The following is a 26,240-nucleotide window of genomic DNA, read 5'->3' as shown; positions in this document are numbered from 1 at the left end:
CTATCTCTTTGTATAGTTGTTATAATACTGTGCTTCTATTCATTTTCTTTTCATATGATTATAACTTCACCCAATATTGACTTCCATCGGCTGTTCGATCTAAAAATCCATATTCAATTAAATATCTTCTTAAAGTTACGAAATCAGAGTATACATTTTCTATCACTGTATTTACTTCTTTTTCAGTATACTTTTTATTACTATCAAACTTCTTCACTAAATGACGCAATATAATTAATTTACGCTTTTGTTTCTTCGGAAATTTAGAGAGAGGTCCATCTAATCCTTCTGTAAAGTGAGCTTTTAATACTTCATTATTTTCTTCTTCCGTAATATTGTATCGGTCATCCACCATCGTTGCTGTTCTATGAATTGGTACAAATTTCGTTTGTAGTTTTGATTTTTCTTCTGATAATTCCATTAGCGCTAAAAATACTTTTGCTTGCTTCATTTTCTCTCGCAGTGTAAATCGATGATTACGAATTGTTGATGTACTTCCGCCATCCAACTCTTTTACAATTTCTTTATCATTCAGTCCCATATAGAAAAACTGAACCATTTTCTTTTGTAAATCTGTTAATCCAGTAAATTTCTTATCCATATTTAGCAAATAATCAAACATAGACGTATGCTCATTTTGAATATGCAATTGGACGAACTTCTCTGCTTCATACAAAACTTGATTATCTTGATAAATAACACCTTTAATAAATGTTTCACCACAAGCTAAGCAAATGTACCCCTCTTTTTCTTCATCAAACACATACCCTTTCTTTAATTCCTCTATTGACGCATCCCAAAACTTCTCTGAAATATCGCTCATACTAAACACTCCTTCAAAATGTTTATTTAAAAACCAAACAAATCACTATATCGTTTATTATCACTTCATCATCTTATCACAACACAAACAAACATTTCAACGTTTCGTTTGCCCATTTTATAAACTTTTATAAAAACATCTATCAAAAGGGGTTAATACAACGAAAAGCGAATATGTTTATGCAAATTCATTTTATAGGATGTGAAATAGAACATGAATATTCTTCAAGACCCTTGGTTTACCGTTAAGCAAATTGCACAGAACCCATATGCGATTAGTGAATATGGAACCGGTATTCACTCATTCCAAAACTTCAGTATTCAATTTTAACTACAAAAAAGATGTTTCCGTATAAGAAAACACCTTTTACTTTTTATCCCGCTATTTACCGGGCAGTAAGCCTCCCACTAATTAACGTTTCACTTTATATATTCTATTTACAGTCTCTACTAAAACCTTACTTGCTTGTACAAATGTATGCTTTCGATTTCTATCTTCAACAAATTTATTAGCACAACTACTCATAATCATCATACAACTAATTATGACTAACGCTATCTTTCTATTCTTGTAAGTCACTTTATGCCACTCCACTATTACAAAACTTCTTTTGAATTTATCCCATCAAGAAATTTTACATGAATAATAAAACGTGTGAATATGCAATTCTGCATATTCACACGTTTTATCACAATGTTATGATTTAATTTAGTTACAGAACAAGTATACCGAGGTGACTAACTTGAAATTTAAAGCGAAAAAAAATCCATTCCACGTCATTTTCATTACATTATTTATAATTATTTTTTTCGTTTCGTTATTCTTTCAAAATGAAAATTCTATTTTTTTCACTCTCATGATGCTGCTAAATATCGTGAATCTTTCTTCATTCTATTTCTCTCACTACAACGTAACGGAATCATCTCTTGTTGTAAAACACGGTTTCATACTTCGTACTGAAATCCCATTTAAAGACATTCGCCATATTAAGCACTCTGGCAAAAAACTTCGTTCAAAAAAATGGACTAGGCAACAATTAGAAATACATTACAATTTATTTGACTCAGTGACCTCTTTCGTACCACTAGAAGAAGAAAAATTCATTTCACTCTTAAAAGAGAACTGCCCACAGATGAAAGTAATGAATACGCCTGCTAACAAATAATATATTTTGAAGCTTGCATTATTGCAAGTAGATGAAACTTAAAAATGAACATCAAAAAAGCCAAGATTCTATACTCAGAACCTTGGCTTTTTCTATTACTCTTTTGGAGCAATCATTTTCTTTGGATCTACAATTTCATCAAATTGCTCTTCTGTTAGTAGCCCAGATTGCAATGCTGCTTCTTTTAAAGTTAATCCTTCTTTATGAGCATGCTTCGCAATTTTCGCTGCATTTTCATATCCGATATGTGGGTTTAGCGCTGTTACAAGCATTAGTGAGCGATTCACATTTTCATTAATTACTTCTTCATCTGCTTCAATACCAACTGCACAATTGTCATTAAACGAAACAATTGCATCCGCTAATAAGTGAGCTGATTGTAAGAAGTTATAAGCAATAACAGGTTTAAATACATTTAACTCAAAGTTACCTTGGCTCGCAGCAAATCCGATTGTTGCATCATTCCCCATTACTTGCGCTACAACCATCGTTAACGCTTCACTTTGCGTTGGATTTACTTTACCTGGCATAATAGAGCTTCCCGGTTCATTTGCTGGAATAATAATTTCTCCAAGACCACTACGTGGACCACTTGCAAGCCAACGTACATCGTTAGCGATCTTCATTAGATCCGCAGCTAATGCTTTTAATGCACCGTGAGTATATACAACTTCATCATGGCTCGTTAATGCATGGAACTTATTTGGTGCAGAAACAAATTGTTTACCTGTAAATTGACTAATTTCCTCTGATACCATCTCACCAAATTTAGGATGAGCATTAATACCTGTTCCAACCGCAGTTCCACCAATTGCTAACTCTTTCATATATGTATTGCTCTCTGCAATCATACGCTCTGTTTTTTCAAGCATACGGTGCCATCCGCTAATTTCTTGCCCTAAAGTTAACGGCGTTGCATCTTGTAAATGTGTACGACCAATTTTTATAATATGTTCAAATGCAGTTACTTTTTCTGCTAAAGTTTCTTTTAATTTCGTAATCGCTGGTAATACGCGATTTTCTACTGCGATTACACAAGCTACATGAAGCGCCGTTGGAAATGTATCATTTGAACTTTGTGACATGTTCACATCATCATTCGGATGAATATGTACGTCAGATCCCTTCTCTTTCAAAATTTGATTCCCACGATTTGCAATTACTTCATTCACATTCATATTTGACTGTGTACCACTACCTGTTTGCCATACGACAAGCGGAAAATGTTCATTCCATTTCCCTGCAATCACTTCGTCAGCAGCTTCTACAATTGCTTCTGCTTTTTCTTCTGATAGCTTTCCTAATTTTTGATTGCTAAGCGCTGCACTCTTCTTTAAAATTGCAAATGCTTTTACAATTTCAAGCGGCATTTGCTCTGTTCCAATTGGAAAGTTTTCTTTACTACGTTGTGTTTGTGCTGCCCATAATTTATCAGCTGGAACTTTTATTTCTCCTAATGTATCTCTTTCAATTCTGTACTCCATGTTTTCATCCCCTTGAAAATATAATACCTACATCTCTTATAATAACAGACTTCCTCTTAAATGATAAGAATTCTCACTCTTAAATATAGATATTCTATATTTATTTAAAAAAATTCCTCTTGACCTAAACTTAAGTTTAGGCTGTATCCTTTCCATTGTAACCTACTATAACATTACTGGAGGAATTCAATATGAAAAAATATGCTTTTATAACAGGTGCGAATAAAGGAATTGGATATGAACTTGTTCGTCAATTAGCAGAAAAAGATTATCACGTATTTTTAGGTGCTCGTAATGAACAACTTGGACAACAAGCCGTAGAATCTTTAAATGTTTCAAACGTTTCCTATATTCAAGTAGATATTTCAAATTCACAATCCATTCAAGAAGCAACAAAGAAAATTTACGAAACGACTGATCACTTACATTTATTAATTAATAATGCAGGCATAGCGCTAGACTTCAATATGCTACCTAGTGAATTAAATATTGAAACTTTACGCCAAGGATTTGAAGTTAATTTTTTTGGAACTTTCCAAATGATGCAAGCCTTTTTACCATTATTAAAGAATTCAAGCAACAGTAAAATAATAAATGTAACAACTGATATGGCCTCACTAACAATGTTTTCTAATGGTGAAACACATCCAATTAATACACTAGGATATAATTCTTCAAAAACAGCTATTAATGCTTTAACATTAGCTTTTAGTAAAGAATTTGCTACTAACGGTCCAGAAGTATTTGGGGTAACTCCTGGTTTTACAACTACGGATCTTAATGGAAATTCCCCCGGTGGCCATACAACCACTGAAAGTGCTAAAATTATTATTAAATATGCATTAAGTGAAACAAACTATAATGGCAAAATACTAAATAAAGATGGCATTATACCTTGGTAATAAAAGGATGAATGATATGTATTATACAATTGGACAAGTCGCCAAGATGCAACACTTAACAATTTCTCAAATACGTTATTACGATAAACAAGGACTGTTCCCTTTTCTGCAAAGAAACGAAAAAGGAGATCGAGTTTTTGATGAAGAAGCACTGAAATATTTAGAGATGATTTTGTGTTTAAAAAACACTGGTATGCCAATTCAAAAAATAAAACAATTTATCGACTGGTCTATGGAAGGAGAATCTACCATCCTTCAAAGGTTAGAATTAATGAAACAACAGGAGACCAATGTCTTACAGCTCATTCAAGACACTGAAAAAAACTTAAAAAAGATACAACAAAAAATTGCTAAATATGAGAATGAAATAACTTCAGCAAATGCTATTAAAAAATAAAAAAATCACCTTCTACATATTGTAGAAGGTGATTTTTATTTTATGATGCTTGCTTTCCTTTATCTGCATCATCTACATACCAGATGAATTTGCCTGTATATCCGTAAATAACTGCTAAAATTAACGATACGAAGCTTAACCACATAAACGGAACGTATGAGAACGTTGCTACACCTAAAATACCAGCCATAAAAATACCATTATCAGACCATGGAACCATACCTGAAGTTAACGTTCCACCTACTTCTGAGTTACGCGCTAATACACGACGGTCTATTTTTAATTTATCATAGCTATCTTCCATAATTTTTGGTGTTAAAATTAGTGATACATACATCGCACAACCAAATATATTAGCTAAGAATGCCACGATTAATGTAGACAATGTTACATTACCTGCAGAATTTAATTTCTTCTCAAATTTTGATACGATTACTTTTAAAACACCTAGTTTTTCAAGTAATCCACCAAATCCTAAACCGAAAATAATAACGGCTACTGAGCCAAGCATGCCGTTAATTCCACCACGGTTTAATAACTTGTCAACAAACTCAACACCAGATTGAATTGAGAATCCGTTATAAGCTGTTCCAATCGCCTCTCCAAAGTTCATCCCTTGGAAAAGGGTTGCCCAAATTGCACCAATTAAAGCTCCCATTGCAATTGTTGGCATAGACGGTTTCTTCATCGCTAATAGAACGATAACAATGACCGCCGGAACAAGCATCCATATTTTAATATCAAATTGCTTTAATAAAGCTTCTTTTAAAAATTCTACTCGATTCAAATCTACATTATCGCCGCCATACATCCAACCAGCTACAGTAAACATAATACTAGTAATAATATAAGCTGGAACATCTAATACGAGCATAGCTCGAACGTGAGCAATAACATCTACTTTCGCCATAGAAGCTGCAAGAACTGTGCTATCAGAAAGTGGTGATAATTTGTCGCCGAAATAAGCTCCTGAAAGAACTGCACCAGCAACAAGCGGAAGTGGTAAACCAAGGCCTTCACCAATCGCCATCATAGCAATACCTGCTGTTCCCACTGTTCCCCAAGACGTTCCTGTTGCGATAGAAGTTATAGAACAAATAATTAATGTTGCTAATAGGAATATGCTAGGGTGAATAAATTCTAATCCATAATAGATTAATGTTGGTACTACCCCACCAGCAATCCATGTTCCAATTAAAGCACCTACTGCAACTAAAATCAGTATCGCTTCTAATCCGTTAGAAATCCCTTTCGTAATTGCATCTTGCAATTCTTGATAACGAAATCCTAATCTTAATCCAAGCGCAATTACTAAAAACCATGAAATAAATAGCGCTAATTGAATTGGGAGATCAAAAATCGTTTGGAAGGAAAAGACAACAGCAAGAAATAGTAATAAAAGAACTATGATTTCTAGCATCGATGGTAATCTTACACTTTTCATTTTTTTCTCTCCTTACAAGTCGATAACATGACGTATGTCGTCTTACATGTATGTAATATACAATTAGCGAAGACAAAACAAAATTTTCATATTATTTCGATTTATTTTTCCAGTATAATATATTCACAACCCTTTCTATTGTAAAAGTAGATTACGTTTTTCGCAATGAAAAATATAAAAAATGTTGTATTTTTATTTATCCCGATATTTTCGGCCAATAAGACCCCCGCCTTAAAATTCAGTAAGTACAAAGCACTTAGGTAAGAAATTAACTACTGTAAAATTCCGAATTGATATGAACGTATTAAAGCTTCACTTTATTTACAAGGAACAATCCCATACTAACTTTTTTAATATTTGCTGCAATAAAACTTTTTACAACTATCTTCACTTTTTAATTCACACTATTATTTTCCACACAAAAATAGGACACACATCATTAAAATGATGCATGCCCTATCTTTATTTATACATATTTTGTATTTCTTCTTTATTTTTAAGTATTTCCTCAAACTTATCACTACAACCCTTCGGAAATAACACTCCCAGTCCATATGAATGCGCAAATTGAAAATGAGGGTACTTCGCTTTTACCTCATCCCAAAACTTATATACGCCGAAATCACTACTTCTAACTTCAATATCATGAAATAATACAATACCGTTTTTCGCGACTTTCGGTAGCCATGTATTATAATCGTGAGAAACAGCTTCATACGTATGATAGCCATCAATATGCAAAAGATTTATCGTTTCATCTTGAAACCGGTCTACAGCATCATCAAAAGTAGATCGAATTAAATTTCCTATATTAAGGTAGTTATCGCTCACTACTTTTTCTACTATTTGAAAAACCCCTTCTCCATATGGACCTGTATGCCCATCTCCAGCCCAAGTATCTACTGCAAAGCATTTAGTCGATAACCCTCCATCTTTTACTCCCTGACAAAAACTAAAAAAGGAAGCTCCTAAATGTGTACCTAACTCAACTAAAGTTTCTGGTTTTTCAAATCGTACTAAGTCATATGCAAAATCTAAATGTCCACTCCACGCAGATTGTGACCGAATAATAGGACTAAATGTTTCAAATTCAAATGATGGTTTATGAGTAACCCAGTTCATCGCATAACTCCTTCTGCACATATTTTTAACAAACCAAATTACTCTTATCTTTATTTTTTTATCGCCTTGATTATGATTCTATTTCATGAAAATATGAAGAATTTATTCTTTTCTATTGAGGTAAAGCATCATATACATATGGGTCAGTTGGCTTATTAATTTTCTCGATTTTGTTTACTTTTACAAGTGGAAAAACTGTTCCTTTATATGTCGTTTCATCTAATAATCCTGTTATTTTCACCCATGTTTCTTCTGGAATTTTTTCAATATTTTTCCCGGTAACAATCATCCCCCAGACTGATGCATCCGCAATACAACAAGTTATGCCATATCGAGCCACTACTGCTTTATTACCCGTCACATCTTTATCCTTATATATAAACCCTAAGAATGTAATTTCTTTCCCTTTAAACCAATTAACATTTTGACCAATTACATTCATTGTTTGAACATAATCCTTATCCTTTACTTGTAGTTTACGCTGTCCTAACATACTTTTTACTACTTGCTCTTCCGTTTTATAAGTCGTTGCTAAATTTGATGTTTCTTCTGAATCAACTAATACTTCTCGCTCATCAAACTTAACCTGTTTCCCCTCTTTTTCGTTTCTTTCCAGACTTCTCGCCTGTACACTTTGATTCATACCCCTTTTTCCTGCTAAACTTCCATCAATTGTTACACTTCCAAAGAGAAAAGCACTAACTATCGGAACAACAAATAAAACATATACAAAGAAACTTTTTATCCCTGATTTTGATGTTGTATGATGTTTACAACAATTATAATCATGCTGTTTTTCTCTTCCATCCCCCCAAACTTGTACAATACCAAAAATTAAAATTACTACAAAAGCTATATACGTAAATTTGATCATTTTTGGAGCGATAAAATTATAAATATTCCCTGTTACAAGTAGTTTAAATAAGAGCATTGCTAAACCAATTAAAATAATGCCACGAATATAGCGATGATATGCCTTCTGCTCCTCTTTCTCCATTCTTTCTCACCTCCTATAACATTATGATTTGCACGATGGTATACACAGATACAATGACAATTCCCATCAAAAAGAATACAAATCTCTTTTGAAAATACGCAAATAGCATTAACGTATTTTTCATATCAAGCATAGGCCCAAACACAAGAAATGCGAGAAGTGCCTTTACCGAGAAAACATGTCCAAAAGACGCAGCTATAAAAGCATCGGCTGCAGAGCAAATTGATAAAACATAACCAAACCCCATCATAATAACGGGAGCAATTACTTCGTTATGTGCTACTGCATCCAGTACATTCCGATCAAAAAACGTTTGAAATACACTTGCTAAAAAAGCACCAATCAATAAATACTTACCAGTATCAAAAAACTCATCTACAGTGTGATTCATAACATCTTTCCAACTCTTTTTTTTGCTTGTTTGAACTGAAACCTCTACGTCTTTTAAAACATTTCTTTCGCGATAGCAATAATACACAATTAGACCTATGAATAGAGCAACTAGAATTGTTATCCCAAAACGTGCATATACAACGTAATCATTTTTTTGAAACGCATATACAGTAGATAAAAAAACGACTGGATTCATAATGGGTGCACTCAGTAAAATAACAATGCCTACATGAAGTGGTAACCCCTTTTGAATGAGCCTTCTTACAATTGGTATAATGACACATTCACACATTGGAAAAAGAACTCCCACAAATACTGCTGGAATCATTGCAACAATTGGAGATTTCGGCATTACTTTTTGAATCATATCTTCCGTCACAAACACTTGAATAAATGAAGAAACAATTACCCCTAATAAAATAAAAGGTATTGCTTCAAAAATGATACTTAAAAATACCGTATTCACATTCAGCCATTCCTGCGGTATATTTTTGTGCAAATTTACTAGACTTGTAAAATCTACAAAAAATAATAAAAAGAGAAACATAGCGATAAGAGCTATGCCTACTAATTCTTTTGAAACTCTATTAAAGACCAAGCTTCTCGCCTCCATTTTATTTATATGTAAACATGTGCTTGTCCAAATCCTTCATACTACAGCACAAATTTTATAGTCTATTTCTATTCTTAAATCGTAATCATTATGATTTATTGTTGATTTTTCTTTTCCTATCGTTTAATATAAAACGTAATCATTACGATTTAAAGGAGAGATCATTTCATGAAAAAAGTACCTATCACTGTATTAAGTGGTTTTTTAGGATCTGGAAAAACTACCTTACTACATCACATTTTGACTAATAAGAATAACTTAAAAGTAGCTGTTATCGTTAATGATATGAGCGAAGTAAACATTGATGCATCTCTTATAAAAAAGGGTGGTTTTTCACGTACGGAGGAAAAACTAGTAGAAATTCAAAATGGCTGTATTTGTTGTACACTACGAGAAGATTTAATGATAGAAGTGAATCGTCTTGTGGAAAATGGTGATATTGACTATATTATTATTGAATCTTCTGGTATAAGTGAGCCTATTCCAGTTGCTCAAACGTTTACTTATACAGACGAAGTTCTTACCATTGATTTAACGAAAAATTGTCGCCTCGATACGATGGTTACAGTTGTAGATGCAAATAGATTTTGGGATGATTTTGCAGATGGAGAAAGTTTATTAGACCGAAAACAAGCAATCGATGAGAATGATACCCGAGAAGTTATTGATTTATTAATAGATCAAATTGAGTTTGCAAACGTAATTATTCTTAATAAGATAGATTTGCTAGAAAAAGAAGATGTGATAGAGCTTCATCATTTACTAAAAAAATTAAATCCTAATGCAAAAGTTCTTGAATCTTCGTTTAGCAAAGTACCATTACAAGAAATTTTAAACACAAATCTATTTAATTATGAAGAAGCTAGTCAATCGGCCGGCTGGATACAAGAATTAAACAGTGATCATCATACACCGGAAACAGAAGAATATGGTATCACTTCTTTTGTTTACCGCCGCAAATATCCTTTCCATCCCGAGCGCCTTATGAATTGGCTAGAAAAATGGCCTTTAGATGTTGTAAGAGCGAAAGGATTCTTCTGGTTGGCATCTCGTAATAATATGATAGGGCTTCTATCTCAAGCAGGCTCCTCTATTACAATTCAAGGAGCCGGTGAATGGATAGCGGCATTACCTGAAACTGAAAAAAATCAAATGATTACAGAAGAACCAGAAGTATTGAAAAACTGGGATAAACAATATGGAGATCGAATAACCGAACTCGTATTTATCGGAATTGATATGAACTGTTCTTTAATTGAACAATCATTAGATGATTGTTTATTAACAGAAAAAGAAATGCAACAAAACTGGAATACATTTATTGATCCTATCCCGGCTTTTACTTATACTTCATAACAATTAATAAAAGGCTTCAGTAGAATGAAGCCTTTTTACTTTATAGCACTCTTATTTAATAGGTTTGCTTTAATTATGAATACAATTGTACCTAAAACAATTAATATAGCATATACGATACCAACTACATTACCTATTTTTTCTAAGCCAAGCGGTAATATTATAGTAGCAACTCCAACTATATAAGAAAATGCTCCTGAAAGCTTCGCTAATTTATTTTTATCTCCAACAAACGTTTCTTCTTGATATCCTGCTAACAAAAACAACCTCTTTTTCACATGTATTTGATACCCTAAAAAAATGATAAGTAACCCAACAAATAAACAAACTAAAAATCCAGCTAACATATACTCCCCCTCCTCTACAATATTTTACTATACATAAAAAACAAATTAGAAATTTCAGTTTATTAACACGTCATTCTGTGATATATTGCATATTGTATTCAATTTGTATTTTTAGAAAGGAGAATTTTAGATCATATGGATTCAAATCGATTAAAAGGAATTATAATGGTCATAATCGGTGCTTGTTTATGGGGCTTGTCTGGTACAGCTGCACAACAACTTTTTCAATATGACAATGTTTCAACCGAATGGTTAGTTACGATCCGTTTACTTATATCTGGAATTATTTTGCTCATTATTTCCTCATTCGGAACGAGAAAAAAAGAGATATTTAGCATTTGGAAACAAAAATCTGATGCTATTAAAATGATTTTGTTTGGTCTATTCGGTATGCTTGCTGTACAGTATACGTATTTCGCTTCAATTAAAGAAGGAAATGCTGCCGTGGCAACATTATTACAATATTTAGCTCCTATATTCATCACTGTATACTTACTTTTCAAATGGAACGTTCGTCCATCAAAAATTGATTTCATTTCAATTACCCTTTCATTAGTAGGCACTTTTCTCTTACTAACAAACGGGTCTGTCCATAACTTGGCTGTTTCTACACCAGCTATTATTTGGGGGATTTTATCTGGATTATCTCTCGCTTTTTATAGTTTATATTCAAAGGAATTGTTAGAAAAATGGTCTTCCTCCGTTATCGTTGGATGGGGCATGATTATTGGGGGTATTGGTGTAACGATTGTACACTTTATTTCTACAAACGAATTCATTTTATTATCAACTATGAAATATGTAAAACTAAGTACCCTACCGCTCATCACATTTGTCGTCATTTTCGGGACACTTATTGCCTTTTATTTATACTTAGACAGCATACGATACCTGACTCCGAAAGAAACAACATTATTTGGTTGCACAGAACCACTCGCAGCTATTATTTCTTCTGTACTTATATTGCAAGTGCCATTTCAATCTTTTCAGTTATTAGGCGCTTTTTGTGTCATTGTAATGGTGCTCATCTTAAGCCAAAAGCCGGATGAAGGGAAACAAAAATTAAAGCTTGTTCATGCAAAAAAGGAAAATATACAATGAAAGGATTGAATTCACTATGCCTGTCCCTCAAAATTATAAAAAACCAGGAAGAGTTTCAGCAAAATCACTCGTTTTAAATCAACTACAAAATTGGATTATTGAAGGTGTACTGAAGCCCAATGAAAAAATTAATGATGGGGAATTGGCTGAGGCACTAGGAGTAAGCAGAACACCTGTAAGAGAAGCACTTCAAATATTAGAGCTTTCTGGATTAGTGGAAATGGTACCAGGGCAAAAAACGAAAATTGCTCCTATTAAGTTAGACGACGTATCTATCATTTATGAAACGATGGCTGGTCTTCACTCTATTATAGGAAAGCAAGCTCTTCAAAACATTACAGACGCTGATATTCAACTACTTTCTGAAATAAATGAGCATTTTCAGCAATCTATAGAGAAAAAAAACGCAAAACAAGCTTTAGAATTAGATATACAATTCCACAATACAATTTCTTCTATTGCTAAAAACCAATATATTGAACCCTTTCTAGAAAATATGCAACTTCACGTTTTACGTCTTGAATATTTGTTTTTCCAAAACTTTGTTCCAGCAAGTCAATCTATTGAAGAACATCACTCTATCATTCAAGCATTACAGAAGCAGGACGAAAAACAAATGGAACAAATAATGACCCAAAACTGGCTCCGTCCCATGAAAGAAATACAAAAAATAATTTCTACGAAATAAAAAGAGAGCTGGTTACACAAAATCGTAACCAGCTCTCCTTTTACTAATCTATATAGCTACGCCTGAATATTTGCATAATCTTCCATATCTTCGTACTCTTTTTCCAATTCCTCTAAAGACAGCTCGTATAATTGTCGGTCGCGAATCTTAAACACACCTGCTCCAATTAACTCATCAATTAAATGCCTCTTACGATTTTCAACAGCAAAACGGAGTTGACTACTCATCTTTTAAAAAACTCCTTTCTACGATCATTGAAAATGATAATCTCTATCAATTACCACTTTTGATTATAAAAGATGACTCTTTATAAGTAAAGTAATTTCATGAAATATTTACCTTGCAAAGTACTTGTGGCCACATTATATATATGTATGCCGTGCGAAAAATGTTATGACACTTTTTCTTATCCTTTTTCTTTCATACTTTGCAAGTTGTCTCATCATGATTAAATTCACCATCTATTTCTACTTGAATGGTGACATGTTCTACATGAAATTTCTCCTTTAATACATACGTAGCCTCTTTTAATACACTTTGCGTTTCATTCCCTTTAATAATAAGATGACATGTTAATACTTGAAAATCTGATGTGACAGACCATATGTGCAAATCATGAACTTCTTTGACAATCGGAATATTTAATAATGTACTTTTTACCTCTTCAACATTTATGTGCTGTGGTGCACCTTCCATTAATATATGAACCGTATCACGTGTTACACGCCATCCACTAATAATGACTAAAATAGACACAAGAATACTAGCAATCGCATCTGCAGCAGTCCATCCGAAAAATTTAATAAGTAACGCAGCAATAATCGCTCCGACGGAACCCAATAGATCGCCTAGTACGTGCAGGAAAGCACTTCTTAAATTCAAATTACCTTTCACATCTCCGCCTCTCATTAATATCCAAGCTGATAAAATATTAATAAGCAGACCAAGGACTGCAATAATGAGCATCCCATTACTAGCAATCTCAACTGGTTCTTTAAAACGACGGATTGCTTCAATAAAAATGTATACCGAAATGACAATAAGAACGACACCGTTACATAATGCTGCTAACATTTCGACTCGCTTATACCCGTATGTTTTCGCAGTTGTTGCTGTTTTTTCTCCGAGTTTAAACGCAAGTAAACTTAAAGCTAAAGATACTGCATCACTTAGCATATGCCCCGCGTCAGATAGTAGTGCTAAGCTATTTGTTACAAATCCCCCAACAACTTCTGCAATCATAAAACTTGTTGTTAGTAGGAAGGCAATTAGTAACGCCTTTTTATTTTTTGAATGACCATGATCATGCGAATGTCCCATACTTATACTCCTTTAAGTACAATATCTGTATGTTAGTATGAAACAAACTCCCCATCTTTATCCCGAATTGACTGATTGTAAACGCCCGCTTCCTCTGTATACACACTTCGCTATTTTTTAAACAATCCCTTTTTCTCAAATAAAACAAGACTACTTCTTTTTTATTTTCATATTGTTTACTAATGAAAGAATTTTTAAGGAGGTTACTTAAATGAAACGTTTATTTCTCTGTATGGAACGTGAACTTGTTGTAGTGAAAGAACACAATGATAACTATGAAACGACTTATCACTTACAAAATATGCAACCTACCTGTATCGCTGTTGATCCATTTCAAAAGAATCGTATATATTGCGGAACATTTGGACGAGGTCTATGGTTAAGTGACGATAGTGGGGATTCATGGAGACCAATTGGAGATTCTTATCGTTACTTTGATTTCCCTAAAGAAGATGGTATTTTGCACTCCTCTATCACTTCCATAACAATAAGCTCAAATGAACAAGTTAACGGATATGGTGTCGTTTATGTCGGCACAGAACCGAGCGCTTTATTTCGCTCTGAAAATGGTGGTGAAACGTGGACTGAACTTAAAAATATGAAATCATTATTATCTTCTTATACGTGGGCATTTCCGCCTAGACCTTTTACCCATCACGTACGCTGGATTACAGTTGACCCAAATAACCCTAATACAATACACGTTTCAATCGAAGCTGGTGCTGTTATTCAAAGTAACGATAAAGGGCATACATGGATTGATAAAAAATTCGGTGCTCCTATCGATGCTCATCAATTACTTATGCACCCTGAAGCACCAAATCGCCTTTATGCATCATGTGGTGACGGATTTATGGGCGGACCTGATCGTGCTTATCTTGAGAGTTATAACAATGGAAACAGTTGGATCTCATGTAGTGCAGGACTTGAACATCATTATTTATACAGCATGGCTATCGATCCAGCTGATTGTGATACGATTCTCGTTTCTGCTGCGCCAAGTGCTGATCTCGCTCATCATCGTATCCCTTATGAATCTTATATTTATCGAAAAACGAAAGATACTCCGTTCCAGCAAGTACAACAAGGATTACCATCTGCAATCGGTACAGTCATTTCGATGTTTGCGACAAACGAAGCCGAACCACATACGTTCTACACGTTAAATAACAATGGCGTCTTTCAATCCAATGATAGCGGCGAATCGTGGGAACAACTAAATATTCCGTGGAAAGATGAGTATAAAACGCAGCATCCGCATGCACTATTCGTCACTAGTTCTTAACGAAAAAAGACTGCCTAAATGATTTTAGGCAGTCTTTCTTTTATTTCTTTAAATCAATGACAATATCATCTAACACAATATCTTTGCTCTTCGCTTCTTTTTTCGGCACTTCTATTTTCTTCTCTTTCCCATTCACATACTCTACTCCACCATGATTTTCAGGTGTATGTACTCGCAAGTGCACGCGAGGTGTAACGATAAGATTTGTTGCATTTTCGTTTAGTTTTTGGAAGGTGGCACTCCAACTACTTTTATGTGGCTCTGCTACTGTACTACTTCCGCCATTTCCTTCACTAGCATAATGATTTCCTAAATCATCTTTTATTTCTAACTCAACATCCGCACTATCCCATATACTTCTTAATACCTTAGATTCTTCCTGATTGAAAAAAACGATAAATGACATCGGAGTTACTTCCATTTTGTCTATATTTACTTTTATTAATTCATTTTCAGAAACCCCATTAACTTTTACTTCCTTACTATCCATTGCTTTTAAACTAAGCGCGAAATTCCAGTTTCCCTTTATTACATTACCTTCATAATCCAACTCAATTGCCTCTATATCCCACCAAACATTTGCAACATCTAACCTTTCACTACCATGACCACTTATCGTAGTCATACCTACATATTTTCCCTCTCCAACTTTTGTAACGTTCGAACTACCTCCTCCGCCATTAAAGCCCATAACTTGCGGACTTCCAAATGGGAACGGTTTCTCTCCTAAATCTTTTTCGCTCTCAATAGAATATGTAATTGTAATTGTTCTACCATCGAATACAGCATCATTAATTGTAACCTTAACCCCATTACTCTCTTTTGTCATATTCAACTCAGTCGAAAATTCCTTATAATTTTCATATAACCCCGTTCTACCATTATCTAAAAATCGGAATATGTCACCTACAATTGGCAATCCCCCGGCATATGTAGGAAAACCGATACCAAGAGTTGCAACCGATAATCCTACTAAAATAGATGCAGCAGCGACACCCTTCTTCCAACTTTTCATCTTTTTTTTCGTACGTATCGATTGTTTTACATTTCGTTTTACTTTTTCCTTTTCAATTTCAGAAGCCTCAATTTCTTCTAGTTCTTTTTCATCTATATCAATATCATTTAATAGTTCATAAATGTCTTTCATATTGCACTACCTCCAAAACTAATTTTCGTAGCATTTTGTTGTAGTTTCTTTTTCCCCCGGTACACTCGATTATCAATTGCTGCCCGAGTTAATCCTAACTTGTCACCTATTTCCTCTGTCTTCATACCAAGTAAATATTTCATAATGAACACCTTTTGATCTAGCGGTTCTAATTGATTAATGAGCTTCAATAATTCTTCTCTATCTTCCATAACGATTAATTCGTCTTCTGCTGATTTTTCTGTACTGATATGAAACTCATCTGAAATGATTTCTACTGTTTTAGTCGATTTCCGGTAATAATCAATTGCTTTAAACTTCGCAATCGCTGCAATCCACTTTTTAAAATCACTCGGCTCTCCATGAAATTTATTTGCGTTATTCCAAATGGAAAGAAATATATCGTTTATACATTCCTCTATGAGTCCATTATTTTGAATGGGAAGTAGAACTTTATGCGTGATCCCCTTTATGAGTGGTAAGTATGTATCGACAACAAATTCTAACGCGTCTTCTTTTTGCCGCTGTAATCTTTTTATAAAATTTTTCTCATTTGATTTCATGTAGCGATTCCCCTTATTGTTTTGTAACAGCTTTTACACCCTATATAACGTCTGAGAAAATTTTTTCTCTCATCTTTTTTATTTTTTGTATGTAATGGAATACTTTCCCTTAGCCATTTTCTCACATAACTATGCATTCAAAGAAAACTTTCTCAAGTCTGTAATTTAATTCATGTAGTACACTATTTATATAGTCACTCTTTAATTTAGTGTACATTTTATTTCATTAATCTATTTTAAAAATTAGGAGATGAGATGTGTATGTGTGGAATTACAGGTTGGGTAGATTGGAAGGAAGACCTTTCAAATCAACATGTTATTTTAAAAAAGATGGCAAATAGTATTCAGCATCGTGGTCCGGATGCTGAAGGATTTTGGTTTTCACCTCATGCGGCCTTTGCACACCGGCGTTTAATTGTAATTGATCCAGAAGGCGGGACACAGCCTAAGACATTTCGTGCTGGTGATTATACGTATGCTCTTACTTATAATGGAGAAATTTATAATTTCCGTGAACTGAGAGAGCAGCTTCAAAAATGTGGGCATGCATTTGAAACCCATTCAGATACAGAAGTATTACTACATGCTTATTTAGAATGGAAAGAAGACTGCGTGCGACATTTAAACGGAATTTTCGCTTTTGCCTTATGGGATGATCAGAAGCAACAATTGTTTTTAGCACGAGATCATTTAGGTGTAAAACCACTCTTTTTTACAGAAAGAAATGGCAGTATTATTTTCGGCTCTGAAATTAAAGCATTATTAGCGCATCCATCTGTCCCTGCTGAACTTGATGCGGGTGGAATAAATGAAATATTTGGATTAGGCTTATTTCGCACTCCAGGATGTGGCATCTTTAAACATATTCAAGAAGTACGTGCTGGACATTCTATAACATTTACACGTCATAAAAAAGTAGTTACGAAGTATTGGAATTTAGAAAGTAAGTTCCATACAGACTCTATAGAAGATACATCTTCGCATATTTTGTCTATTTTACAAGATACAGTAAAAAGACAATTAATTGCCGATGTTCCTCTCGTTTGTATGTTATCAGGCGGATTAGACTCTAGCGGTATTACTGCACTTGCGGGTAAAGAATTTGCTGCTGAAAATAAAACACTTCATACGTATTCTGTTGACTTTGTAAATAGCGCAAAAGATTTCGAACTGACATTTGCTCGCACTGGTTTAGACGCTCCTTGGGTAAAACGCGTTTCTGAACATGTCGGGACAGCGCATCATGATATCATTGTGAATGCTGAAGAATTAGCAAATCACTTATTCGTTCCCCTTCATGCGAAAGATTTACCGAGTGCTGGTGAAATGGAAACTTCACTATATTTACTATTTTGCGAAATGAAAAAAGATGCGACCGTAGCTTTATCCGGCGAATCGGCTGATGAAGTATTCGGTGGATATCCTTGGTTTCATCAAGAAGAACTACTATATGTAGATAAGTTTCCTTGGCTAACAAATTGGAAAAACACATCTCCTCTTCTACTAAATGAAGTAAGTAACCAATGTAATCTAGAAGACTATATTGATACACGATTCCAAGAAGCGATACTTGAAGTACCTACTCTTGAAGGCGAAAGTAAAAAATCCGCGAAACAACGTCAAATGTTTTATTTATTTTTAACAAGATTCCTTCCTTTCTTACTTGACCGTAAAGATCGTATGAGTATGGCTGTTGGATTTGAAGTTCGTGTACCGTTTTGCGATTATAGATTAGTTGAATATTTATGGAATGTTCCTTTCAACATAAAAAGTATTGATAATATCGAAAAAGGCATTTTACGTAGAGCACTACAACCAGCTTTACCTGACGATGTACGCAATAGAAGAAAAAGCGCTTATCCAACTTCACAAGATCCACACTACTTACAAACAATCCGTAATTTAACACTTGATATGTGTAACAATAAAAACAATCCTATTTTCTCACTTATTAACCATTCCATCTTACTTTCAATTGCTGATCAAAGTAATAAAGTGATTAACAATTTTGAAGCAAGAAGTGCCATGGAGTATATGCTACAAGTAAATGAATGGTTGAAAACATATCACATCCATATTGCTTAACAAAAAGGAGTTCAAGGATAAAAACCTTGAACTCCTTTTATATTAATTAGCACATTGTTTATTATCAGTATCAATAGACCATCCAATAATCGTGGCACAGTCTCTACCTTTCCACTGCAGTACATTTGTTAATACGGGCTCAATCTGCAAGCTATTTCCGTCGTGTAATACTTCTACTAAAGATTGATCATCATCAAACCTTCGTTTGTCACACTCTAAAATACCGTCCGTTGCCATTACAATGTGATTCATTCCTTTTTCTAATCCTCTTACACCTGACGTAAAGCAAGGTGTATTTGCTGCAAAAATATTTTTCCTGCCAATATATTCGTAATTTTTCCGTTTATTTAATCGTCCTTTTCCATTTTTCGTTTTCTCAGAATGGAATAAATACGCGAAACAATCACCAACTGATAACCAATATAAAAATTCGCCTTTTCGTAAACAAATTAAGCAAGCGAGTTCCTCATCATCTTGATCACACTTTTTAATAAATAACTCATCTGTAAATAACGCTAATAAGTACATATGTGTATGATGAAAAGCTAAATGTATTGGATAGGAAAATAACTCTTTTAATTTCTCTTTTCTTTCTGAAATCGCTTCTATTATATAATCAATATTTTTTGTTTTGTGGTGTGTATCAAAAATCATAACAAATTCAAATTGTAATTCAGGATCCCACCAAGCAAGTACCGCATCTCCTCGTTCATATGCATCACTTTCTTGATTTCCCCCATATACGCCGACTGAAAGAGGACCACATTTTTCAACATGTATTTCATCTACATACATCTGTTCATGACTCATCCATTTGAATGTATTCACAACTATCATCCTCTCTCTTGCTAAATGTATACCTTTACACATAGATTACCTTATATTTCAATAAAAATAAACTTTTTCAACATTTTTTATCCAAATAAAAGGATTTTATTTCTAAAACAACGAATATATCTTACTATACGATATAAAAAAGGGGATTTATTATTATGAACAACATTAATCAACATTGGGAGAGCATTTATTATCACTTACGATACGAATACGAGGACAATCTTTCCCACCAAGCAATTCGTATTTTACAAATCGTTTCTCGTGAGAAAGATATAACAATTGGAAAAGTCGCTACTGAGCTTAGCCTTTCTCATAACACAGCATCTGAACATATAAAGCGCCTTATTCAAAAGGGTTTCATCGTTAAAGAGAGAAATAAAAAAGATGAAAGAGTGGTAAACCTTACATTAACAATTGAAGGAATTGAAGTATTAGAAAAACATACTTTACTAGATAAAGAAAAGATAAAAATATTAGAATCACAGTTATCAAAAGAAGAACTACAATTAATTGAAAAAGCATTTTCGTTATTAGCGAAGGAGGCAAAATATGCATTTCCTCGTTAAAGTAATCGTTTCGGCACTTATTATCGGCGTTATCACTGAAGTCGCCAAACATTATAGTACGATAGGTGGCTTTATTGCTGCTCTTCCTCTCGTAAGTTTACTTAGTCTATTTTGGATTTCATTTGAAGGCGGGAATAAACAAGAATTGAGTCAATTTGCTTTAGGGGTATTATATGGATTCCCCGCATCAGCACTACTATTATTTATTGTCTATATTGGTTTAAAAAATTCATTTACACTTAGTACATCTGTCCTACTCGGTATAGGTGTTTGGTGTATCGTTTTTGCTTTTCAAAAATTATTTCAAGCTTAGGGGGAATTAACATTCATAAATTTGTAGAAATAATGGGGCAAAATATAGAAGTACATATAAAAGACCAACTATGAGAAGTCAAGGAGGATTTTTTATATAAATAGGGGGTGTTTCTCTAAAAAAGGGCGTATCAAATAAACCTAAGGATTTTCAAAAAAATGAGAAGTTCATGTTTCTGTTGTGTGTGGTGGAATTTCATAAGGTTTATTGCTTTTAAGAATGGCATAGATAATGTAACACAGCTTTCTAGCTACGGCTCCTATACAAACATAGTAGTGCTTTCCTTGTTTTCGTTTCTTTTCATAAAAGGCTTTTAATACAGGGTCATGTTTATGAGCTGTAATAGCCGCCTGGAATAAGGCTCTACGCAAATGAGAAGAGCCACGTTTGGATATAGACGTACCTGAGGATTCAAATTGCCCAGATTGGGACACAGAGGCATCGATGCCTGCGTATGCGACAAGTTTAGATGGTTTGTCAAAGCGGTGTATATCCCCAATTTCACTTAGTATAGTGGCACCTAAAATCGGTCCAACGCCAGGTATTGTCATGATAGGAGTATCTAAATCAATTAAAAGTTGTGACATTTCTTCTTCACACTCTTTGATTTGATCTTCGATAAAACGAATTTGCTCCATCAACATTTTTAGTTGAAAGGAAAAAGCGTTTTTACAGAAAGTAACACCAAACGAATTAGAGGCTAATTCCATTAGTTTGTTGGCTGTTTTCTTCCCAAGTCGGTTACGACTGGTTTGCTCAATTATTTGTGTTAAATCATCAATAGATATCTGTTCATAGTCACTAGGAGAGGAATATTCAAGTAAGATTTGTGAAGAAGTTTTACCAAAAACATCCGAAAAGATGCTTTGGTACTCTGGGAAAGTCTGATCTAATACGACAAGAGCTTTTCTTTTTAAATCACTCATATTACTTACAAGCGCATTACGAAAGCGGCTCATTTGTTTTAGAGCGAACATTTTCTCGTCCACAAGTGGAGTTTCAACAAAACGGCCGAATCGAATGATATCGGCAATCATAGTGGCATCAATGGCGTCTGTTTTCCGCTTTCTAATTTCTGTTCCTTTTCGCCAGGCATTGGTTTGAATTGGATTTAATACAACGACTGAGAAGCCATGATCCAGTAGAAAAGAATAAATGGCTAACCAATAATGTCCTGTTGCCTCCATTCCAATCATTATTTCTGTAGGAGACTCAATGTATCGGTACATCCAATTTAATAGTGCTTGTCCACCTTCTTTGTGATTCTGAAAGGGAAATGGCTTAGTAATAGGTTTTCCAGTTTGATCGATAATGGACGCATAATGTTTATGTTTAGCGATATCAATACCTAAATAGAACATAGCTTACACCCCTATTTTAATCAGTGTTAGATAGTGTTGTCCTCCTCTGAACTAATAAGCGCTACTACCTCGTAAGAGATACGAAGAATGACCAATGGTCATCAACATCCAACTCATTCGTAAACTACTTATTAGACAGAGGTACCATTCTTTCAACCGAATACAAAGATTCAAGGAGGTGGTCGGCAACACTCTATCTACAAATTTAAGTATCTCATAAAAATAGATACTCTTGGGTTTATAGGTACATCCCGTCCCTAAAAAACCTAACTTAATCATACGAGGAGGTGGTAAACAAACTGTAGTCATTCAAACCGGAATGAGTTGCTCATTTTATGATTGGCTTCCTATTATAAAAAAGCTTTCACAGCACTTTACAGTCGTTTCATACCATCGCCCAGGTTACGGGAAAAGTGAGCTAGGAAATCAGCCACGTACAATAAGGCAAGTTACAAAAGAGCTACATATGTTACTAAACAAACTAGCTATTCAAGAGCCATTTATTCTAATCGGTCATTCCTATGGAGGATTATGTGCACAACATTTTGCGATGTTACATGAAGATAAGCTGCAAGCACTTATTTTAGTTGATTCTACTTCGATGAACTTACACCGTTTAGATGAACTTCATTTACCAATTTCTGATCAAACTGACTCGGATAATATGTGGCTTGAAAAATATAATACATACTCCAAAATGGATGTAGACATGCTTTCTAATAAACTAAAATCTATACTCGCTAACCAATCAAGACAGTACATTGAATTTTCTACCTCTCCTCTGTTATATAAAGCAACAGCTTCTGAACTATATGAGTGGAAAAATTGTGCTCGCTCAATAAAAGAGCTATATAAAACATTAGAAATACCATTAATCGTTATCGGTAGAGATCCTCATTATTCTATTACTCAGTTGACTGAGGGTGGCATGCCAAAAGAGGAAGCGACACAACTTGAATCAATGTGGCAAGAACTGATCCATGAACAATTACAACTCTCCATACATAGCCAATATATACTTGCCAAACATGCTGGTCACGGAATCGAAATTGATCGGCCTGATATTATTATTGAGGCTGTTCAATCTCTATAAATAAAAAAAGGAAGCAACTAAAGTTGCTTCCTTACTTATCTATTCATAATCTTCTTCATCATCGATTTCTTCGTAATACGCATTCCCATTACTTACATAAATAGGGCCATTCGCAACATCAATACGTAATACCCATGCCCATGGCACAGCTAAACGCTTATGTATTGCTCGCCAAAAGCTCATTGATTTTCTTTCGTACTCCTGGAACTCCTGAAGTAACTCTTTATAGGAGGAACCGTCTAACTGAATATTTGCTTCTAGCAAACGAGAATGGGCATAGTACTGCAGCTCTAGTTCAGCAGCAATTTCCATTTCTTCTTCTGTTGCCATACCAATAATTGTTCCATCTGCTGGTGCAATTTCATATACGTTGTGAACTTCAATAAGCCCTTCTTTCTCTTTCTCAAACATGTAAACAGCCTCCTTTAACATATATTTTTTATGTTACAAAGTCATACTTCTACAATAACTTCTCTCTTTCCTCTTTTTTTGATAAACTTTTACAAAATATTTAACCGATGACCTGTTTTCTCTATTCTTTCAGCAGAAATGAAACGATTTTTATCAAAATTTAATTTATACACATCAGGCATATGAAGTGTTTTCCAAAACTCCAAATCATATTTCGAATTAAAATAATTCATTAGTAATACCATAATATTCCCATGCGTACCTATTACAATATTCTTACCTTCATATTTTTTTAATATATTTTGTATACATATTACAGCGCGCTTTTGTGCTACAGTATTTGATTCTCCGCCTTCATATGCAAAACTCCAATCTTTCCACACATTCTGCATAGCATCATTAAAATTTGATACTGGCTCTGTGCTCAATAATCTTTCACGCAAATCTTCTTCATTTTGTATTGATAATTTATATGTATTCGCAATTCCTTGTACAGTTTGGATTGCTCTTTTGTAAGGACTAGAAATAACAACATCAATATGTTTATCTTTTAATAAATGCGTTACATTTTCTGCATCACAGTGCCCTTTTTCAGATAAAGGTCGTTCCCGTTCTTCTTTTGTATATGTAGAATGGGCATGGCGAACAAAATATATTGTTGTCATTTTTTAACCTCCTTTCTTATTTTCCATCTATATTCAATAATAAGATTGGAAAATCCTGTATTACAAAAGAGCACTTTTCATAAGCGCCCCTTTGTTTACATAATAAAATTATTTCATTATAGTTTATTTCTGAATTCCTCACTTATGACAATATCTCGAATAAAGTAATCCATATTACTTAGAAGTTTTTCAAATGCTTTTTCACTCAAATTGTTCATCATAAAGACAATCTCAATCTTATTCCCTTTTTTATCAGTACCATAGAAACTATTTGTTAATACAAATGCCGTAGAACCACCTTTCTGTCCAGCAAATTCGAATATACCCTCTCCTACGGTTCCTTTAAATATATTCTCAACCTCACCTTGCATTTGTGGTGTAAAATAATTTCTGCTATTTATCTTTTCCAATAAACTGATGTAATCCTTCGCATTTGCACCTATAAACCGATCTGACCAAATACGCTGAAAATCCATATCGGCTTTTAACGATATCTCGCGTTTTGTCCATTCTTTCTCGTCTTTCATCCATTCATGTATTTGCCATACATGCTTAACATATTCATCATTAGACATATTACGTAGCTTGTCCAATGCTTTATTTTGAGGAATATGCAGTTCTTTTTCAACATAGCCCCTCATATATAATGCCCCTGTATACGTTGGATAAAATTCATCGTGACTATTTAAGCCTAACTCTTTCAAACTTTCATTTATCCGCGCTGCTCCAAGCTTGTCCAATAAATATGATGCATTCGCATTCGAACTATAATGGATCATTCCTTTCACTACTTCTTCTAAAGAAGTTTGACCACCCTTCACTAACTCTTTACCTTTTACATCATCTAGCCATGCAGGGTGTGCACCACCATCAGTATTTTTCACATAGTATTTTTCTAATTCTTTCAATGAAATTTTCTCGTCTTTTCTTATTTTCCCTTCAGCTACTTGCTTAGCATATTCAATTGCTATAACGATTTTCGACATACTTGCTAGCGGTAATTTTTCTTTTTCATTTATTGATGTCAATGTTTCACCATTTCTTTTAACAATTAAAGAAGTTGTTTTATCATCCTTATGTTCTTTTATGGAATTTAGCACATAATTAGAGTCTTCTTTGGAATTGACATATTCCTTCACTGAAAAGAAAGCTATACAGCCTACTATAGTAATTCCAGCTATAATTCCAACAACTTTTAATCCCCTCATGATACTCCCCCTAAAATAAACATATTATATATTATACTAAATAAATTTCCCTTTTTAAGTAATAATTAGATTATTTATACAAAAATACTTCTTTTCTTAAACAACAAAAAAACATGCCTTCATTAGGAAAGCACGTTTTGTGATATTCTTCACATTGTTTAGTTAAAAAATAAATGTTTACTTACCATGATGTAACATTAAATCACTAAGTTCTTCTTCAATGTGATTTAATTTCGCAACGCCTTCTTTCCATTTATGAATATAACGTGAAACCCCAACGAAAAACAAAACAATAATTGTGGAAAGAATAATACCATATACGATTGCTACAGTACTCATAGTTACACTTCCTTATAATTAGTAATGTGGTTATTAGTTATATTTTTATTATAAACCTTTTTCTTTTAAAATACTTCGATTTCAACTTTTTGTAACAAAATTGTTTTTTCTAACATTTCGTACGTGAAAATGGCATATTTTTCACAAATTATACAAAACTTCACCATATGTACTATTACCATATGAGTTATATTATTAAATAGAATAAAGGGGAT

At 33.8% G+C, this 26,240-nt stretch carries 30 protein-coding genes and 1 pseudogene; 12 read left to right on the top strand and 19 right to left on the bottom strand.

The window, feature by feature from the left end:
• Positions 1–58: 58 nt before the first annotated feature.
• The gene (locus tag MHB52_RS09305) at positions 59–823 is read right to left on the bottom strand and encodes a DUF2087 domain-containing protein (RefSeq protein WP_061664436.1); all 765 of its coding nucleotides are present in this window, start codon (positions 821–823) and stop codon (positions 59–61) included.
• Positions 824–1,234: 411 nt separating this feature from the next.
• Positions 1,235–1,402 (bottom strand): hypothetical protein, encoded by a 168-nt coding sequence (locus tag MHB52_RS09300; RefSeq protein WP_000221433.1) that lies wholly within the window; start codon positions 1,400–1,402, stop codon positions 1,235–1,237.
• Positions 1,403–1,565: 163 nt separating this feature from the next.
• Between MHB52_RS09300 and MHB52_RS09295 the strand changes: the two genes are divergently transcribed.
• Positions 1,566–1,988 (top strand): PH domain-containing protein, encoded by a 423-nt coding sequence (locus MHB52_RS09295; RefSeq protein ID WP_044796727.1) that lies wholly within the window; start codon positions 1,566–1,568, stop codon positions 1,986–1,988.
• Positions 1,989–2,083: 95 nt separating this feature from the next.
• Here MHB52_RS09295 and fumC read toward each other — a convergent pair whose 3' ends face one another.
• Positions 2,084–3,472 (bottom strand): class II fumarate hydratase, encoded by a 1,389-nt coding sequence (gene fumC / locus MHB52_RS09290; protein ID WP_061664437.1) that lies wholly within the window; start codon positions 3,470–3,472, stop codon positions 2,084–2,086.
• Positions 3,473–3,663: 191 nt separating this feature from the next.
• On the opposite strand from fumC, the gene MHB52_RS09285 reads away from it, so the two are divergent.
• Both MHB52_RS09285 and MHB52_RS09280 read left to right on the top strand, forming a co-directional pair.
• On the top strand, positions 3,664–4,374 hold the full coding sequence (locus tag MHB52_RS09285; protein ID WP_016117541.1) for an SDR family NAD(P)-dependent oxidoreductase: 711 nt from the start codon (positions 3,664–3,666) through the stop codon (positions 4,372–4,374).
• A 16-nt stretch (positions 4,375–4,390) separates the two neighbouring features.
• Positions 4,391–4,771, top strand: a complete 381-nt coding sequence (locus MHB52_RS09280) for a MerR family transcriptional regulator (RefSeq protein WP_000291861.1) — start codon at positions 4,391–4,393, stop codon at positions 4,769–4,771.
• Positions 4,772–4,811: 40 nt separating this feature from the next.
• Here MHB52_RS09280 and nhaC read toward each other — a convergent pair whose 3' ends face one another.
• The 4 genes from nhaC to MHB52_RS09260 form a co-directional block, all read right to left on the bottom strand.
• A complete protein-coding gene (gene nhaC / locus MHB52_RS09275) occupies positions 4,812–6,215 on the bottom strand; it encodes a Na+/H+ antiporter NhaC (protein ID WP_000843992.1) in 1,404 nt (467 codons plus the stop codon).
• A 462-nt stretch (positions 6,216–6,677) separates the two neighbouring features.
• The gene (locus MHB52_RS09270; RefSeq protein ID WP_001104673.1) at positions 6,678–7,337 is read right to left on the bottom strand and encodes a class I SAM-dependent methyltransferase; all 660 of its coding nucleotides are present in this window, start codon (positions 7,335–7,337) and stop codon (positions 6,678–6,680) included.
• 112 nt (positions 7,338–7,449) lie between these two features.
• Entirely contained in the window at positions 7,450–8,334 is an 885-nt protein-coding gene (locus MHB52_RS09265) for a TIGR03943 family putative permease subunit (protein WP_000409938.1), read from the bottom strand.
• 13 nt (positions 8,335–8,347) lie between these two features.
• Positions 8,348–9,340 carry a permease gene (locus MHB52_RS09260; RefSeq protein ID WP_170962678.1) on the bottom strand — a complete coding sequence of 331 codons (993 nt, stop codon included), beginning with the start codon at positions 9,338–9,340 and terminating at the stop codon, positions 8,348–8,350.
• 168 nt (positions 9,341–9,508) lie between these two features.
• Between MHB52_RS09260 and MHB52_RS09255 the strand changes: the two genes are divergently transcribed.
• Entirely contained in the window at positions 9,509–10,696 is a 1,188-nt protein-coding gene (locus MHB52_RS09255) for a GTP-binding protein (RefSeq protein WP_000757681.1), read from the top strand.
• 35 nt (positions 10,697–10,731) lie between these two features.
• Here MHB52_RS09255 and MHB52_RS09250 read toward each other — a convergent pair whose 3' ends face one another.
• Entirely contained in the window at positions 10,732–11,043 is a 312-nt protein-coding gene (locus tag MHB52_RS09250) for a DUF3784 domain-containing protein (protein ID WP_000879375.1), read from the bottom strand.
• 135 nt (positions 11,044–11,178) lie between these two features.
• On the opposite strand from MHB52_RS09250, the gene MHB52_RS09245 reads away from it, so the two are divergent.
• Entirely contained in the window at positions 11,179–12,144 is a 966-nt protein-coding gene (locus MHB52_RS09245; protein WP_000378087.1) for a DMT family transporter, read from the top strand.
• 16 nt (positions 12,145–12,160) lie between these two features.
• Positions 12,161–12,832, top strand: coding sequence for a GntR family transcriptional regulator (locus MHB52_RS09240; protein WP_001145065.1), 672 nt, complete (start codon positions 12,161–12,163; stop codon positions 12,830–12,832).
• A gap of 56 nt (positions 12,833–12,888) precedes the next feature.
• Here the strand turns inward: MHB52_RS09240 and fbpA are convergent, their stop codons facing one another.
• Both fbpA and MHB52_RS09230 read right to left on the bottom strand, forming a co-directional pair.
• A complete protein-coding gene (gene fbpA / locus MHB52_RS09235; RefSeq protein WP_000098302.1) occupies positions 12,889–13,059 on the bottom strand; it encodes a Fur-regulated basic protein FbpA in 171 nt (56 codons plus the stop codon).
• Between the two features lie 193 nt (positions 13,060–13,252).
• Positions 13,253–14,152, bottom strand: coding sequence for a cation diffusion facilitator family transporter (locus tag MHB52_RS09230; protein ID WP_000510035.1), 900 nt, complete (start codon positions 14,150–14,152; stop codon positions 13,253–13,255).
• A 211-nt stretch (positions 14,153–14,363) separates the two neighbouring features.
• Here MHB52_RS09230 and MHB52_RS09225 point away from each other — a divergent pair, with 211 nt between their 5' ends.
• Positions 14,364–15,437 carry a WD40/YVTN/BNR-like repeat-containing protein gene (locus MHB52_RS09225; protein WP_061664439.1) on the top strand — a complete coding sequence of 358 codons (1,074 nt, stop codon included), beginning with the start codon at positions 14,364–14,366 and terminating at the stop codon, positions 15,435–15,437.
• A gap of 40 nt (positions 15,438–15,477) precedes the next feature.
• Here MHB52_RS09225 and MHB52_RS09220 read toward each other — a convergent pair whose 3' ends face one another.
• Both MHB52_RS09220 and MHB52_RS09215 read right to left on the bottom strand, forming a co-directional pair.
• The gene (locus MHB52_RS09220; RefSeq protein WP_061664440.1) at positions 15,478–16,584 is read right to left on the bottom strand and encodes a DUF4179 domain-containing protein; all 1,107 of its coding nucleotides are present in this window, start codon (positions 16,582–16,584) and stop codon (positions 15,478–15,480) included.
• Positions 16,581–17,147, bottom strand: coding sequence for a sigma-70 family RNA polymerase sigma factor (locus tag MHB52_RS09215; protein WP_000840015.1), 567 nt, complete (start codon positions 17,145–17,147; stop codon positions 16,581–16,583). Before MHB52_RS09215 ends, MHB52_RS09220 begins: the two co-directional genes overlap by 4 nt.
• 261 nt (positions 17,148–17,408) lie before the next feature.
• On the opposite strand from MHB52_RS09215, the gene asnB reads away from it, so the two are divergent.
• A complete protein-coding gene (gene asnB, locus MHB52_RS09210) occupies positions 17,409–19,232 on the top strand; it encodes an asparagine synthase (glutamine-hydrolyzing) (RefSeq protein ID WP_061664441.1) in 1,824 nt (607 codons plus the stop codon).
• Between the two features lie 42 nt (positions 19,233–19,274).
• Here the strand turns inward: asnB and MHB52_RS09205 are convergent, their stop codons facing one another.
• Entirely contained in the window at positions 19,275–20,102 is an 828-nt protein-coding gene (locus tag MHB52_RS09205) for a protein phosphatase 2C domain-containing protein (protein ID WP_061664442.1), read from the bottom strand.
• Between the two features lie 122 nt (positions 20,103–20,224).
• Between MHB52_RS09205 and MHB52_RS09200 the strand changes: the two genes are divergently transcribed.
• The 3 genes and pseudogenes from MHB52_RS09200 to MHB52_RS09190 form a co-directional block, all read left to right on the top strand.
• A complete protein-coding gene (locus tag MHB52_RS09200) occupies positions 20,225–20,635 on the top strand; it encodes a MarR family winged helix-turn-helix transcriptional regulator (RefSeq protein ID WP_001059784.1) in 411 nt (136 codons plus the stop codon).
• Complete coding sequence (locus MHB52_RS09195; RefSeq protein ID WP_000545641.1) at positions 20,619–20,948, top strand: DUF3147 family protein; 330 nt, start codon at positions 20,619–20,621, stop codon at positions 20,946–20,948. Before MHB52_RS09200 ends, MHB52_RS09195 begins: the two co-directional genes overlap by 17 nt.
• Positions 20,909–21,010, top strand: a pseudogene (locus MHB52_RS09190) (alpha/beta hydrolase); the annotation flags it as partial. The gene MHB52_RS09195 and the pseudogene MHB52_RS09190, both read left to right, overlap by 40 nt.
• Positions 21,011–21,115: 105 nt before the next feature.
• Here MHB52_RS09190 and MHB52_RS09185 read toward each other — a convergent pair.
• On the bottom strand, positions 21,116–22,309 hold the full coding sequence (locus MHB52_RS09185) for an IS110-like element ISBth13 family transposase (RefSeq protein ID WP_061663050.1): 1,194 nt from the start codon (positions 22,307–22,309) through the stop codon (positions 21,116–21,118).
• A 319-nt stretch (positions 22,310–22,628) separates the two neighbouring features.
• Between MHB52_RS09185 and MHB52_RS09180 the strand changes: the two genes are divergently transcribed.
• The gene (locus MHB52_RS09180; RefSeq protein ID WP_253703439.1) at positions 22,629–23,402 is read left to right on the top strand and encodes an alpha/beta fold hydrolase; all 774 of its coding nucleotides are present in this window, start codon (positions 22,629–22,631) and stop codon (positions 23,400–23,402) included.
• 39 nt (positions 23,403–23,441) lie between these two features.
• Here MHB52_RS09180 and MHB52_RS09175 read toward each other — a convergent pair whose 3' ends face one another.
• The 5 genes from MHB52_RS09175 to MHB52_RS09155 form a co-directional block, all read right to left on the bottom strand.
• On the bottom strand, positions 23,442–23,813 hold the full coding sequence (locus tag MHB52_RS09175; protein WP_000461766.1) for a hypothetical protein: 372 nt from the start codon (positions 23,811–23,813) through the stop codon (positions 23,442–23,444).
• Positions 23,814–23,902: 89 nt separating this feature from the next.
• Positions 23,903–24,478, bottom strand: a complete 576-nt coding sequence (locus MHB52_RS09170) for a histidine phosphatase family protein (protein ID WP_061663674.1) — start codon at positions 24,476–24,478, stop codon at positions 23,903–23,905.
• Between the two features lie 116 nt (positions 24,479–24,594).
• Complete coding sequence (locus tag MHB52_RS09165) at positions 24,595–25,686, bottom strand: serine hydrolase (protein WP_061663675.1); 1,092 nt, start codon at positions 25,684–25,686, stop codon at positions 24,595–24,597.
• A gap of 177 nt (positions 25,687–25,863) precedes the next feature.
• The gene (locus tag MHB52_RS09160) at positions 25,864–26,025 is read right to left on the bottom strand and encodes a hypothetical protein (RefSeq protein ID WP_000108701.1); all 162 of its coding nucleotides are present in this window, start codon (positions 26,023–26,025) and stop codon (positions 25,864–25,866) included.
• 65 nt (positions 26,026–26,090) lie between these two features.
• Entirely contained in the window at positions 26,091–26,207 is a 117-nt protein-coding gene (locus MHB52_RS09155) for a multidrug transporter MatE (RefSeq protein WP_080119190.1), read from the bottom strand.
• Between the last annotated feature and the right edge of the window lie 33 nt (positions 26,208–26,240).

Origin of the sequence: Bacillus sp. FSL K6-0073 (assembly GCF_038006085.1) — a bacterium.
Classification (GTDB): domain Bacteria; phylum Bacillota; class Bacilli; order Bacillales; family Bacillaceae_G; genus Bacillus_A; species Bacillus_A cereus.
This window is presented reverse-complemented; position numbering and strand designations above follow the sequence as displayed.

Bases quoted from the DNA above. Each gene is read 5' to 3' on its own strand.
- MHB52_RS09305 (WP_061664436.1), bottom strand. From the start codon at position 823: ATGAGCGATATTTCAGAGAAGTTTTGGGATGCGTCAATAGAGGAATTA.
- fumC (WP_061664437.1), bottom strand. From the start codon at position 3,472: ATGGAGTACAGAATTGAAAGAGATACATTAGGAGAAATAAAAGTTCCA.
- MHB52_RS09285 (WP_016117541.1), top strand. From the start codon at position 3,664: ATGAAAAAATATGCTTTTATAACAGGTGCGAATAAAGGAATTGGATAT.
- MHB52_RS09280 (WP_000291861.1), top strand. From the start codon at position 4,391: ATGTATTATACAATTGGACAAGTCGCCAAGATGCAACACTTAACAATT.
- nhaC (WP_000843992.1), bottom strand. From the start codon at position 6,215: ATGAAAAGTGTAAGATTACCATCGATGCTAGAAATCATAGTTCTTTTA.
- MHB52_RS09270 (WP_001104673.1), bottom strand. From the start codon at position 7,337: ATGAACTGGGTTACTCATAAACCATCATTTGAATTTGAAACATTTAGT.
- MHB52_RS09265 (WP_000409938.1), bottom strand. From the start codon at position 8,334: ATGGAGAAAGAGGAGCAGAAGGCATATCATCGCTATATTCGTGGCATT.
- MHB52_RS09260 (WP_170962678.1), bottom strand. From the start codon at position 9,340: ATGGAGGCGAGAAGCTTGGTCTTTAATAGAGTTTCAAAAGAATTAGTA.
- MHB52_RS09255 (WP_000757681.1), top strand. From the start codon at position 9,509: ATGAAAAAAGTACCTATCACTGTATTAAGTGGTTTTTTAGGATCTGGA.
- MHB52_RS09250 (WP_000879375.1), bottom strand. From the start codon at position 11,043: ATGTTAGCTGGATTTTTAGTTTGTTTATTTGTTGGGTTACTTATCATT.
- MHB52_RS09245 (WP_000378087.1), top strand. From the start codon at position 11,179: ATGGATTCAAATCGATTAAAAGGAATTATAATGGTCATAATCGGTGCT.
- MHB52_RS09240 (WP_001145065.1), top strand. From the start codon at position 12,161: ATGCCTGTCCCTCAAAATTATAAAAAACCAGGAAGAGTTTCAGCAAAA.
- fbpA (WP_000098302.1), bottom strand. From the start codon at position 13,059: ATGAGTAGTCAACTCCGTTTTGCTGTTGAAAATCGTAAGAGGCATTTA.
- MHB52_RS09230 (WP_000510035.1), bottom strand. From the start codon at position 14,152: ATGGGACATTCGCATGATCATGGTCATTCAAAAAATAAAAAGGCGTTA.
- MHB52_RS09225 (WP_061664439.1), top strand. From the start codon at position 14,364: ATGAAACGTTTATTTCTCTGTATGGAACGTGAACTTGTTGTAGTGAAA.
- MHB52_RS09220 (WP_061664440.1), bottom strand. From the start codon at position 16,584: ATGAAAGACATTTATGAACTATTAAATGATATTGATATAGATGAAAAA.
- MHB52_RS09215 (WP_000840015.1), bottom strand. From the start codon at position 17,147: ATGAAATCAAATGAGAAAAATTTTATAAAAAGATTACAGCGGCAAAAA.
- asnB (WP_061664441.1), top strand. From the start codon at position 17,409: ATGTGTGGAATTACAGGTTGGGTAGATTGGAAGGAAGACCTTTCAAAT.
- MHB52_RS09205 (WP_061664442.1), bottom strand. From the start codon at position 20,102: ATGTGTAAAGGTATACATTTAGCAAGAGAGAGGATGATAGTTGTGAAT.
- MHB52_RS09200 (WP_001059784.1), top strand. From the start codon at position 20,225: ATGAACAACATTAATCAACATTGGGAGAGCATTTATTATCACTTACGA.
- MHB52_RS09195 (WP_000545641.1), top strand. From the start codon at position 20,619: ATGCATTTCCTCGTTAAAGTAATCGTTTCGGCACTTATTATCGGCGTT.
- MHB52_RS09185 (WP_061663050.1), bottom strand. From the start codon at position 22,309: ATGTTCTATTTAGGTATTGATATCGCTAAACATAAACATTATGCGTCC.
- MHB52_RS09180 (WP_253703439.1), top strand. From the start codon at position 22,629: ATGAGTTGCTCATTTTATGATTGGCTTCCTATTATAAAAAAGCTTTCA.
- MHB52_RS09175 (WP_000461766.1), bottom strand. From the start codon at position 23,813: ATGTTTGAGAAAGAGAAAGAAGGGCTTATTGAAGTTCACAACGTATAT.
- MHB52_RS09170 (WP_061663674.1), bottom strand. From the start codon at position 24,478: ATGACAACAATATATTTTGTTCGCCATGCCCATTCTACATATACAAAA.
- MHB52_RS09165 (WP_061663675.1), bottom strand. From the start codon at position 25,686: ATGAGGGGATTAAAAGTTGTTGGAATTATAGCTGGAATTACTATAGTA.
- MHB52_RS09160 (WP_000108701.1), bottom strand. From the start codon at position 26,025: ATGAGTACTGTAGCAATCGTATATGGTATTATTCTTTCCACAATTATT.
- MHB52_RS09155 (WP_080119190.1), bottom strand. From the start codon at position 26,207: ATGGTAATAGTACATATGGTGAAGTTTTGTATAATTTGTGAAAAATAT.